Origin of the sequence: Aromatoleum aromaticum EbN1 (assembly GCF_000025965.1) — a bacterium.
Lineage (GTDB): Bacteria > Pseudomonadota > Gammaproteobacteria > Burkholderiales > Rhodocyclaceae > Aromatoleum > Aromatoleum aromaticum.
In genome coordinates this window covers 732,457-744,377 of sequence record NC_006513.1, presented here as the reverse complement: position 1 = coordinate 744,377, position 11,921 = coordinate 732,457, and the positions used below count along the sequence as shown (strand labels likewise).

General features: G+C 65.2%; 10 protein-coding genes and 2 tRNA genes. 10 read left to right on the top strand and 2 right to left on the bottom strand.

What is annotated here, in order from left to right:
* Window positions 1-2: 2 nt before the first annotated feature.
* The 9 genes from bamB (at window position 3) to EBN1_RS03445 (ending at window position 8,849) form a co-directional block, all read left to right on the top strand.
* Window positions 3-1,145 (top strand): outer membrane protein assembly factor BamB, encoded by a 1,143-nt coding sequence (bamB, locus tag EBN1_RS03485; RefSeq protein ID WP_011236523.1) that lies wholly within the window; start codon window positions 3-5, stop codon window positions 1,143-1,145.
* Window positions 1,146-1,159: 14 nt separating this feature from the next.
* A complete protein-coding gene (der, locus tag EBN1_RS03480) occupies window positions 1,160-2,488 on the top strand; it encodes a ribosome biogenesis GTPase Der (protein ID WP_011236522.1) in 1,329 nt (442 codons plus the stop codon).
* 92 nt (window positions 2,489-2,580) lie between these two features.
* On the top strand, window positions 2,581-2,826 hold the full coding sequence (hfq, locus tag EBN1_RS03475; RefSeq protein ID WP_011236521.1) for an RNA chaperone Hfq: 246 nt from the start codon (window positions 2,581-2,583) through the stop codon (window positions 2,824-2,826).
* Between the two features lie 44 nt (window positions 2,827-2,870).
* Window positions 2,871-4,028: a ribosome rescue GTPase HflX gene (gene hflX / locus EBN1_RS03470; protein ID WP_011236520.1), complete on the top strand. Its 1,158-nt coding sequence runs from the start codon at window positions 2,871-2,873 to the stop codon at window positions 4,026-4,028.
* A gap of 14 nt (window positions 4,029-4,042) precedes the next feature.
* Window positions 4,043-5,302, top strand: a complete 1,260-nt coding sequence (gene hflK / locus EBN1_RS03465; RefSeq protein ID WP_011236519.1) for an FtsH protease activity modulator HflK — start codon at window positions 4,043-4,045, stop codon at window positions 5,300-5,302.
* Window positions 5,302-6,183 carry a protease modulator HflC gene (gene hflC, locus EBN1_RS03460; protein ID WP_011236518.1) on the top strand — a complete coding sequence of 294 codons (882 nt, stop codon included), beginning with the start codon at window positions 5,302-5,304 and terminating at the stop codon, window positions 6,181-6,183. The genes hflK and hflC overlap by 1 nt, the downstream gene beginning before the upstream one ends.
* Before the next feature lie 4 nt (window positions 6,184-6,187).
* Window positions 6,188-6,373, top strand: a complete 186-nt coding sequence (locus EBN1_RS03455) for a DUF2065 domain-containing protein (RefSeq protein WP_011236517.1) — start codon at window positions 6,188-6,190, stop codon at window positions 6,371-6,373.
* A 5-nt stretch (window positions 6,374-6,378) separates the two neighbouring features.
* A complete protein-coding gene (locus EBN1_RS03450) occupies window positions 6,379-7,533 on the top strand; it encodes an ATP phosphoribosyltransferase regulatory subunit (RefSeq protein WP_011236516.1) in 1,155 nt (384 codons plus the stop codon).
* Between the two features lie 5 nt (window positions 7,534-7,538).
* A complete protein-coding gene (locus tag EBN1_RS03445) occupies window positions 7,539-8,849 on the top strand; it encodes an adenylosuccinate synthase (protein WP_011236515.1) in 1,311 nt (436 codons plus the stop codon).
* A 74-nt stretch (window positions 8,850-8,923) separates the two neighbouring features.
* On the opposite strand, the gene EBN1_RS03440 is transcribed toward EBN1_RS03445, so the two are convergent.
* Both EBN1_RS03440 and EBN1_RS03435 read right to left on the bottom strand, forming a co-directional pair.
* A tRNA-Leu gene (locus tag EBN1_RS03440) sits at window positions 8,924-9,008 on the bottom strand.
* A gap of 125 nt (window positions 9,009-9,133) precedes the next feature.
* A tRNA-Leu gene (locus tag EBN1_RS03435) sits at window positions 9,134-9,218 on the bottom strand.
* Window positions 9,219-9,256: 38 nt separating this feature from the next.
* Here EBN1_RS03435 and rnr point away from each other — a divergent pair.
* Entirely contained in the window at window positions 9,257-11,797 is a 2,541-nt protein-coding gene (gene rnr / locus EBN1_RS03430; RefSeq protein ID WP_011236514.1) for a ribonuclease R, read from the top strand.
* The last annotated feature ends 124 nt before the right edge of the window (window positions 11,798-11,921 follow it).

Here is an 11,921-nt window from a genome sequence, read left to right as displayed (position 1 = left end):
CGATGACGCGTCCTCTGGTCACCCTGCTGCTCGCGGGCTCGCTCGCGCTTTCCGCCGGCTGCTCGTCGCTGAATCCTTTTGCGTCGTCGACACCCGAGCCGGCGGAGCTCGTCGCCTTCAAGCCTTCGGCCGAGCTGCACACGGTCTGGCAGGCGGAAGTCGGCTCGTCGGGGCCGTACGTGTTCCAGCCGGCCGTCGTCGGCGAGGAAGTCTATGCGGCGGCGCACGACGGCACGGTCGCGCGCTACCAGGACGGAAAAGCCGTGTGGACGGCGAAAGTCGGCAAGCGCCTGTCTGCCGGAGTCGGCAGCGACGGCCGCTTGGCAGTGGTCGTGACGACCGGCGGCGAAGTGGTCGCATACGACGCAGCGACCGGTGAGCCGCGCTGGCGAGTTCCGGCAGGAGTTGAAGTCCTCGCCCCGCCCGCGGTCGGGGACGCGGTGGTGGTCGTGCGCGCATCCGACAGCCGCCTGATCGGGCTTGACGCTCGCGATGGCAGTCGGCGCTGGGTGTTCCAGCGGCCGACGCCGCCGCTGGCGCTGCGCAGTTTCGCCGGCATGACGATCGAAGGCGGTGTGGCGCTCGTCGGTTATCCGGGAGGCAAGCTGGTCGCGGTCAATCTCGCCAACGGCGGGCCGCTGTGGGAGCTGACGGTGGCGACGCCGCGCGGCGCGACCGAACTCGAGCGGGTTGCCGACGTCGCCGGAACGCCGGTGCTCGGCCGGCGGGAAGTGTGCGCGGTGGCCTATCAGGGACGCGCGGCGTGCTTCGACGCGACCAACGGCAACGCGATCTGGTCGCGCGAGTTCTCGAGCAGCGCGGGCATGGACCGCGACGCGCGCTTTGTCTACATCACGGACGACAGGGACGCCGTCCATGCGCTGGAGGCCGGCAGCGGCGCGAGCGCGTGGAAACAGGATGCGCTGGCGCGACGGACCGTATCGCGCCCGCTTGTCGCGGGGAACTTCGTCGCCGTGGGCGACATGGAAGGGTACGTGCATCTCCTCGACCGCGAGAGCGGCGCTTTCGCGGCGCGGGCGCGTGCCGACGACAGCGCGATCGTTGCCGATCCGCGCCGCTTCGGTGCCCAGGGTTTTGTCATCCAGACGCGTGACGGCAACATCCGCGTCTTTGAAGTCCGCTAGGCGGGAATGAGCGCTTGAAACCCACAATAGTTCTGGTTGGCCGGCCCAACGTCGGCAAGTCCACGCTGTTCAACCGGCTGACGAAAACCCGTGACGCACTCGTGGCCGACCAGCCCGGGTTGACGCGCGACCGCCACTACGGCATCGGCCGCGTCGGCGACCGCGATTATCTCGTCGTCGACACGGCCGGCTTCGATCCGGTCGCCAAGGACGGCATCATGCACGAGATGGCACGGCAGGCCGAGCAGGCGATCGCCGAGGCCGACGCGCTGCTGTTCATGGTCGACGGCCGCAGCGGCCTCACGCCTCATGACGAACAGATCGCTGCACGCCTGCGCCGCGCCGGGCGCCCGGTCTATCTCGTCGTCAACAAGTCGGAAGGCATGGAGCGGACGATGGTCGCGGCCGAATTCCATGCGCTCGGGCTCGGCGATCCGCTGCCGGTTTCCGCCTCCCACGGCGAGGGGGTGAAACAGCTCCTCGACCTCGTGCTCGGCGCCTTTCCGCCGGATGTGGAGCCCGAAGAGGACGAGGGGCGCACGCCACGGATCGCGATCGTCGGCCGTCCGAACGTCGGCAAGTCGACTTTCGTCAACAGCCTGCTCGGCGAGGAGCGCGTCATCGCGTTCGACATGCCGGGCACGACACGCGATGCAATCGCGATCCCGTTCGAACGCGACGGGCGCCACTACACGCTGATCGATACGGCCGGCCTGCGCCGGCGCGGCAAAGTGTTCGAGGCGGTCGAGAAGTTCTCGGTGATCAAGACGCTGCAGGCGATCGAGCAGGCGAATGTGGTCGTCCTGGTGCTCGACGCATCGCAGGATATTTCCGACCAGGATGCGCATATCGCGGGATTCATCCTCGAGGCGGGACGCGCGCTGGTCGTCGCAGTCAATAAATGGGACGACGTCGACGACTACCGCCGCGAGCTCATCAAGCAGGACCTCACGCGCAAGCTCAATTTCCTCTCGTTCGCGCGCTTTCACTACATTTCGGCACTGAAGGGCGCGGGCGTTGCCGCAGTCATGAAGTCGGTCGACGCAGCGTATGCCGCTGCGATGGTCAACCTGTCGACCCCGCGCCTCACGCGCACGATGCAGGCTGCGCTCGCGAAACAGGCACCGCCGCGCCACGGGGTTTTCCGGCCGAAGATGCGTTATGCGCATCAGGGCGGCAACAACCCTCCGGTGGTCGTCATTCACGGCGCGGCACTCGATCATGTGCCGACCTCGTACGTGCGCTATCTCGAACGGACCTTCATGGAGGCGTTCAAGCTGCAGGGAACGCCGTTGCGGATACAATTCCGTACTGCGCACAATCCGTTTATAGGGAAAGAATAGGCTCCGCACCGGGAGGACGTGCCGGCGCCAATATTGCGGCGCAGCATATAATCCTTTACATTCACAAGAAGATAGAGCTTCGAGGTTTTAAAATGAGCAATAAAGGGCAACTTCTACAAGACCCGTTTCTGAATACCTTGCGCAGGGAGCATGTGCCGGTCGCGATTTACCTGGTGAATGGCATCAAGCTGCAGGGCCAGATCGAATCCTTCGACCAATACGTCGTTCTGCTGAAGAACACCGTTACCCAGATGGTCTACAAGCATGCGATCTCCACGGTCGTGCCTGCACGTCCGGTCAATATCCAGCAGCAGGATTCGGGTGAAGGCAATAGCTGAGTCCCGATCCATCGAGCAGTCATTCCCGGCTTTGTCGAGTCTCCATGTTTGAGCGTCCTGCTTCCGGTGAGCGGGCCGTTCTTGTTCAACTCGATCTGAATCAGGGGGCACTCGACGAACGCCTTTCCGAACTCAGGCTGCTCGCCGTCAGCGCGGGCGCGAGTGTCGAAGCGGTCATCGGCGGGCGGCGTGCAAAGCCCGATCCGGCGCTGTTCGCCGGGCGCGGGAAAGTCGACGAGATTGCCGAGGCGTTGCGCGTTCATGACGCCGACCTCGTCATTTTCAATCACGCGCTGTCGCCGGCACAGCAGCGCAACCTCGAGCGTTCGCTCGAGTGCCGTGTCATCGACCGCACTGCACTGATCCTCGACATCTTCGCGCAGCGCGCGCGCAGCCACGAAGGCAAGCTGCAGGTCGAACTCGCGCAGCTCGACCACCTGTCGACACGGCTCGTCCGCGGCTGGACTCACCTCGAGCGGCAGAAAGGCGGCATCGGCCTGCGCGGGCCGGGCGAGACGCAGCTCGAAACCGACCGCCGCCTGCTCGGCATGCGGGTCAGGACGCTGAAAGAGCGGCTGGCCCGGATCGAGAAGCAGCGCCGCGTGCGTCGGCGCGGCCGGCTGGGGCGGGGCGTGCTGTCGGTGTCCCTCGTCGGGTACACGAACGCCGGCAAATCGACGCTCTTCAACGCGTTGACGAAAGCCGGTGCGTACGCGGCCGACCAGCTGTTCGCGACGCTCGACACGACCTCGCGCCGTCTGTATGTCGGCGAGGGGGGGAATGTCGTGCTCTCGGATACCGTCGGTTTCATCCGCGATCTTCCGCATTCCCTGGTCGCGGCTTTTCACTCCACGCTCGAGGAAACCGCCAGCGCCGACCTGTTGCTGCACGTCGTCGATGCAGCCAGCGAGGACCGTGAAGCGCAAGTCGATGCGGTCAATCGCGTGCTCGTCGAGATCGGCGCGGGCGACGTGCCGCAGATCATGGTGATGAACAAGATCGACCTCACCCAGGCCGAAGCGGCGGCCAACCGGGATGAATATGGTAAGATCGACCGCGTTTTTTTGAGCGCCAGGACAGGCGAAGGACTGGGCCTGCTGCGCGATGCTCTGGCCGAAGCGGCACGTGCGGCTGCGGCTGCCCCGGAAGATCCTGCGGGATCTTCGCCGAATCTTACCGACATCGATCCTATTCAAACGTGATTACAGGCGTTCTAATGTCACTCAATGACCCTCGCTGGGGCAACCAGGGGAATGACGACGGCAAGCGCGGCGACGGAAATCGCGGCGGGAACCAGGGTCCCCCGGATCTCGAAGACATCTGGCGTGATTTCAACCAGCGGCTGTCGAGCATGTTCGGTGGCAAGCGCGGCGGACGCAACGGCGGCAGCGGTGGAGGCGGCGGCGGACCGCAGATGCCGCAGATTTCTTTCCGCCAGTTCGGCGGCGGAATCGGCGCGCTGCTGGCGCTGATTTTCATCGTCTGGCTCGCGAGCGGTTTCTACATTGTCGACGCGAACCAGCGCGGCGTCGTGCTGCGCTTCGGCAACTTCGTGCAGACCACCGATCCCGGCCTGCGCTGGCGCCTGCCTTATCCGATCGAGAGCAATGAGATCGTCGATCTGACCGGGGTGCGGACCGTCGAGGTCGGCTATCGCGGCACCGAGCGCAACAAGGTGCTGCGCGAGTCGCTGATGCTGACCGATGACGAAAACATCATCAATATCCAGTTCGCGGTCCAGTACGTGCTGAGCAGCCCGGAGAATTACCTGTTCAACAACCGCTTTCCGGACGAGTCGGTGATCCAGGCCGCCGAATCGGCAATGCGCGAGATCGTCGGCAGAAGCAAGATGGACTTCGTGTTGTATGAAGGACGCGAGCAGATCGCGGCGAGCGCCCACGAACTGATCCAGAAAATTCTGGATCGTTACGAAACGGGCATCCAGGTGAGTCGCGTGACGATGCAGAATGCGCAGCCGCCGGAGCAGGTTCAGGCAGCCTTCGACGATGCGGTGAAAGCGGGTCAGGATCGCGAGCGCGCGCGCAACGAGGGCGAGGCCTACGCGAACGACGTGATACCGCGCGCCCGCGGAACGGCATCCCGTCTTATCGAGGAGGCGAACGCCTATCGGGAGCGGGTAGTCGCGAATGCCGAGGGCGAGGCGAGTCGCTTCACCCAGGTGCTCGAGGAATACCGGCGCGCACCTGAGGTGACGCGCGAGCGGATGTATCTGGACACGATGCAGCACGTGATGTCGAATTCCAGCAAGGTGATGGTGGATGCGAAGGGCAACGGGAATCTGCTCCTGATGCCGCTCGACAAGCTGCTGCAGGGCGTCGGAACGGCGCAGGCGCAGGAGCCGGTGACTTCGTCGCCTCCGCCCCCGGCCGCACCCGTCCCGACCCCGCGGGCCGACAGTTCCTTCGATGCCCGCAGCCGCGATGTGTTGCGTGACCGTGAGCGGGGAGAGCGTTGATGCGTGACAAGATGTCGCTCGTTGCGGGCGCGCTGCTGTTTATCGGCGTCCTTGCGTCAATGACGCTATTTACCGTCGATCAGCGTCAGTTCGCCGTCGTATTCCAGCTCGGGGAGGTCAAGGAAGTCATCGACAAGCCGGGCCTGAACTTCAAGTGGCCGATGATCCAGAACGTGCGCTTTTTCGACCGCCGCATCCTGACGATGGATACGCCGGAGCCGGAGCGCTTCATCACCGCGGAGAAGAAGAACGTCCTCGTCGACCATTTCGTCAAGTGGCGGATCATCGACCCGAAGCTGTATTACGTCTCGGTGGCCGGGGACGAGGCGCGCGCGCGCATCCGCCTGCTGCAGACGGTCAATTCGGGCCTGCGCGAGGAATTCGGCCGGCGCACCGTGCATGACGTGGTGTCCGGCGCACGCGACCAGATCATGGAAGACATGCGTACGCGTGCCGACGAGGACGCGCGCAAGATCGGCGTCCAGATCCTCGATGTGCGGCTCAAGCGGGTCGATCTGCCGCTCGAAGTGTCGGAGTCGGTCTATCGCCGCATGGAGGCGGAGCGCAAGCGCGTCGCCAACGAGCTGCGCTCCGAAGGTGGTGCGATTGCGGAGAAGATACGTGCCGATGCGGATCGTCAGCGCGAAGTCATCATCGCCGAGGCCTACCGCGACGCGCAGCAGGCCAAAGGTGCTGGCGACGCCAAGGCGACCGGCATCTACGGCGAAGCGTATGGCCGGAATCCGGAGTTCTACTCGTTCTACCGCAGCCTCGAGGCCTACCGCCAGGCTTTCGACAGCAAGAACGACCTGCTGGTCGTAGACCCGAGTTCGGAGTTTTTCAGATTCATGAAGGATTCCGACGGGGGCGGCAAGAACTGAACGGATGGGCAACACCTTGTTGATGGCCTTCGCGCTGATGCTGGTGATCGAAGGCATCCTGCCCTTTGTCGCGCCAGCCGCCTGGCGCGAAACTTTTTTGCGGTTGGCGCAGATGGCTGACGGTCAGATCCGGTTCATCGGACTGTCGTCGATGCTGATCGGCGTCGTGCTGCTGTTTCTCCTTTCCTGACTATCATGCGCTGGGTTCTTCCCGATCACATCCAGGACGCGTTGCCGGCCGAGGCAGACAAGATCGAGCGTCTGCGCCGTCGCCTGCTCGATGCGTTCCGCTCCCACGGCTATCAGCTGGTGGTGCCGCCGCTGCTCGAATATCTCGACTCCCTGACGACCGGAGCCGGGCAGGACCTCAAGCTGCGGACTTTCAAGCTCGTCGACCAGTTGTCCGGCCGCACGATGGGCGTGCGCGCCGACATGACGCCGCAGGTCGCGCGCATCGACGCGCACCTGTTGAACCGCCGCGGCGTGTCGCGGTTGTGCTACTGCGGCAGCGTCCTGCATACCCTGCCTTCGACGCTTACCGCGACGCGCGAGCCGCTGCAGCTCGGCGCCGAACTGTACGGCCATGCCGGCCTCGACGCCGACATCGAAATCATCCGGCTGCTCGCCGAGGTGATGCGCCTCGCGGAGGTGCCGGCGAGCCGCATCGACCTCGGGCATGTCGGTCTGTTCCGCGTGCTCGCCGCGCGTGCCGGGATGGTGCCGGGGCGCGAGGAGGAACTCTTCGACCTGCTCCAGGCGAAGGACCTGCCGGACCTGCACGCGCTCGTCGCCGGCGTGGCCGAGCCGGTGCGCTCCGCACTGCTCGCATTGCCGGGCCTTTATGGCGGCGCCGAGGTGCTCGACAAGGCGCGGGTGTGCCTGCCTGACGACGCCGAAATCCGCGAGGCACTGGACGATCTGAGCCGCCTCGCCGCAGCGCTCGGCGATCTGCCGGTCAGCTTCGATCTGGCAGATTTGCGCGGCTACCATTACCACAGTGGCGTCGTGTTCGCGGCTTACGGCGGAGGCTCGCCGGCAGCGCTTGCGCTCGGTGGGCGTTACGACCGCGTTGGGGAAGCTTTCGGCCGCGGACGGCCGGCCACCGGCTTCAGCCTCGATTTGCGCGAACTGGCGGTGCGCCTCGCCGATGTCGGGCAGCCCGGCGCGATCCTGGCGCCGGCCGGCGGCGACGCCGCACTGGAGGCGCTCGTTGCACAATTGCGCAGCCGGGGCGAGGTCGTGATGACCGAACTTCCCGGCCATGACGGAAGCTGGAACGAGGCCGGTTGCGATCGGCAACTGATCAGGCGTGAGGGCCGCTGGACGGTCGAATCGCTTCAGGGAGAATGAAGTAAATGGCTAAGAACGTAGTGGTTGTCGGCACGCAGTGGGGCGACGAAGGCAAGGGCAAGATCGTCGACTGGCTGACCGATCATGCGCGCGGCGTGGTGCGCTTCCAGGGCGGGCACAACGCGGGTCACACGCTGGTGATCGGCGCGAACGAATACAAGCTGAACCTTGTGCCGTCCGGCATCGTGCGCGAAGGCGTCGCATGCTACATCGGCAATGGCGTCGTGCTCGATGCGCACCACCTGCTGTCCGAGATCCGTACGCTCGAGGCCGGTGGCATCAGGGTGCGCGACCGGCTGCGCATCAGCCCGGGCTGTCCGCTGATCCTCGGCTACCACGCAGCGCTCGATCGCGCGCGCGAGGCGGCGAAAAGTGCCGGCGACAAGATCGGCACGACCGGCAAGGGAATTGGTCCGACCTACGAAGACAAGGTCGCACGGCGCGCGCTGCGCGTCTATGACCTGTTCGACCGCGAGCGCTTTGCCGCGAAACTGCGCGCGAACCTCGACTATCACAACTTCGTGCTGACGCAGCACCTCGGTGCCGAAGCGGTCGAGTTCGGATCGGTGTTCGAGCAGGCGATGGCCGATGCGGAAGAGATCCGGCCGATGGTCGCCGACGTCTCCGCCGAGCTGTATGCGGTCAACAAGTCCGGCGGCAGCCTCCTGTTCGAAGGTGCGCAGGGCACACTGCTCGACATCGACCATGGCACTTATCCGTTCGTCACGTCGAGCAACTGCGTCGCCGGACAGGCGGCCGCAGGCTCGGGCGTCGGTCCGGGGCGCCTGCATTATGTGCTCGGGATCACGAAAGCCTATTGCACGCGCGTCGGCGGCGGGCCGTTTCCGACCGAGCTCGACATCGAGACTGCCGACACGCCGGGACAGCAGATGTCGTCGAAAGGGCGGGAGTTCGGGACGGTCACCGGGCGCAAGCGCCGCTGCGGCTGGCTCGACCTCGGGGCGTTGAAGCGCTCGATCATCATCAATGGCGTGACTGGCCTGTGCATCACGAAGCTCGACGTGCTCGACGGCCTGTCGGAGCTGAAGCTTTGCACCGGCTACATGCTCGACGGCCGGCGCATCGATCTGCTGCCGATGGGCTCCGAGGAAGTCACGCGCTGCGAACCGATCTTCGAGACGATGGCGGGCTGGAGCGGCACGACTTTCGGCGCACAGAGTTGGGAGGCGCTGCCGCAGGAAGCGCGCGCGTATCTGCACCGCATCGAGGAGATTTGCGAGATTGCGATCGACGTGATCTCGACCGGTCCCGAGCGCGATGAAACGATCCTGCGCCGCCATCCGTTCGGTGCCTGAGAGCGGGAGTTCCGCGGCTCGCGGAGGGCTGGAAAAAGCAAAAGCCGGTCGAACGACCGGCTTTTGCTTGGATCTGGTGCCCAGAAGAGGACTCGAACCTCCACGCCTCGCGGCGCTAGTACCTGAAACTAGTGCGTCTACCAATTCCGCCATCTGGGCAGGCGGACGGAGTATACCGGCAAGTCGGGTTTTGGCAAAGCGGCTCGCTGGTCCCTGCCTGCAACGACTGCATGACATGGACAGACAACAAAAAAGCCGACTCAAGGTCGGCTTTCCTGCAGAACTGGTGCCCAGAAGAGGACTCGAACCTCCACGCCTCGCAGCGCTAGTACCTGAAACTAGTGCGTCTACCAATTCCGCCATCTGGGCAAGAGCCGCGCATTATAAGCATCAACCAGAGAATGTCAATGACCATAAGACCAAAAAAATCCGGATCCAAAACGAAGAGTCCTGCCGGCCCCGTGGAGAATCGCTCGCCGAGTGATATTCGACGCGCTGACCCGTTCTTCGAGCGCGAGTCGGCAGAGTACGAGAATCCGTTGCCGAGCCGCGAATATGTCGAGCAGATGCTCGCCGAACAAGGCGTGCCGATGAGTTTCGCGGAGCTGTGCAGTGCGCTCGACGTCACCGCCGACGAAGCGCCACTGTTCGAGCGCCGTCTGCGCGCGATGGAGCGCGACGGCCAGGTGATCCGCAACCGGCGCGATGCTTTCCTGCTGCCGGACAAGGCGGACCTGATCCGCGGCCGCGTCGTGGGGCATGCGGACGGTTTCGGCTTCCTGATCCGTGACGATGGGCAGCCCGATGTCTTTCTCGGGCCCAAGGAAATGCGCCAAGTGCTGCATGGCGACCGCGTGATCGCCCGCGTCACCGGTCTCGACCGGCGCGGCCGGCCCGAAGGGAAGATCGTCGAAGTGCTCGAACGCGCGAACACCCGCGTCGTCGGGCGCGTGCTCGATACGCACGGCGTGCAGGTGGTCGTGCCGGAAAACCGTCGTCTCGCCCAGGACATCCTGCTCGCGCCGGGGGGCAAGAAGGCGGTGCCGGGTCAGGTCGTGACCGTCGAACTGGTCGTGCAGCCGACGAAGTTCGCGCAGCCGATCGGCAAGGTCGTCGAGGTGCTCGGCAACTACGCCGATCCCGGCATGGAAATCGAGATCGCGCTGCGCAAGCACGAACTGCCGTACGAGTTTTCGTCCGAAGCAAAGGCCGAGACGCGCAAGCTGCCGCTCAAGGTGCGCAAGAAGGACTGGGTCGGCCGCGAGGACATCACGAATCTGCCGTTGGTGACGATTGACGGTGAAACGGCGAAGGACTTCGACGATGCAGTGTATTGCGAGCGCCAGGGGCGGGGTTTCCGGCTGATCGTCGCGATCGCCGACGTGTCGCACTATGTCGAGGCCGGCGGCAGTCTCGACGCGGACGCCGAGGACCGCGGCAACTCGGTGTATTTCCCGCGGCGCGTGATCCCGATGCTGCCGGAAAAGCTCAGCAACGGACTGTGTTCGCTGAACCCGCAGGTCGAACGCCTGTGCATGGTGTGCGACATGAGCATCTCGCCGACCGGCGCGATCAAGGCATACCGCTTCTACCCGGCCGTGATGTTCTCGCACGCGCGGCTCACCTACAACCAGGTCGCCGCCGCGCTGTATGAACAGGATCCCGCCGCGCGCGATGCGGTTTGCCCGCTGCTGCCGCACCTCGAGAACCTCGACAAGCTGTTCCGCGTGCTGCTCAAGGCACGGGCCAAGCGCGGTGCGATCGATTTCGAGACGACCGAGACGCGGATGATCTTCGACGAAGCGGGCAAGATCGAGCGCATCGTCCCGGAAGTGCGCAACGACGCGCACCGCCTGATCGAGGAATGCATGCTCGCGGCGAACGTCTGCGCGTCCGAGTTCCTGCAGAAGCGCGAACATCCCGCGCTGTACCGCGTGCACGAAGGGCCGACTCCCGAGAAGCTCGAGAAGCTGCGCAACTTCCTCACCGAATTCGGGCTTGGCCTGGGCGGCGGCGACGAGCCGAAGGCGGGGGATTACGGCAAGCTGCTCGAGAAAGTCAAGGAGCGCCCGGACGCGCAGCTGCTGCAGACGGTGATGCTGCGCTCGCTGCGCCAGGCGGTGTATAGCCCGGACAACGTCGGCCACTTCGGCCTCGCGTACGAGGCCTACACGCACTTCACGTCGCCGATCCGGCGCTACCCGGACCTGCTCGTGCATCGCTCGATCAAGGCCGCGCTCGAGAACCGGACGTACGAGGCCGGCGACTGGGACCAGATCGGCATGCACTGCTCGGCGACCGAGCGGCGCGCCGACGAGGCGACGCGCGACGTCGTCTCCTGGCTGAAGTGCTATTACATGCAGGACAAGGTCGGCGAGGAGTTTTCCGGCAGCGTGTCGGCGGTGGTACCCTTCGGCCTCTTCGTCGCCCTCGACGACATTTTCATCGAGGGGCTGGTGCATATCTCGGATCTGGGCAGCGACTATTTCCACTATGACGAAACGCGCCACGAACTGGCCGGCGAGCGCACCGGGGCGCGTTACCGGCTTTCCGACCGCGTACGCGTGCAACTGGTGCGGGTCGATCTGGAGACGACCAAGATCGATTTCCGCCTGATCGAAGGGCCGCAGCGGCCGACCGAACGGGTCGGCAAGACCGCCAAGGAGCGCAAGCGGACCGAGAAGGTCGAGTTCGGTCACGCAGGCGAAGCAGCGGAAGTCGCCGAGGTCGCGACCGCGCTCGTCGATGCGCCGGCTGCCCCGCGGGCAGGACGCGGACGCAAGCAGGTCGCCGCGCTGTTCCAGCCTCCCGTAACGGTCACGCCTGACCAGCAGGCGGCCGCGCCGCAAGAGGGGGTCGCCAGGAAGCCTCGCAAGGCAAGGCCGGCCGGCGAACCGGCTACCGATAAACCCGCAACAGGCAAAAAGAAAGGCACCGCCCGTGGCTGACAAGCCCTCAAGCAAGCAACGCCCGATCCACACGACTGCAGCTGGCCGGCGCCCGGCGCATCAGCGAGGCGCCGGCTTCGGCGCAGACAGCCGCAGCCCGGTCCGAACTCGCGGGGAACCCGAC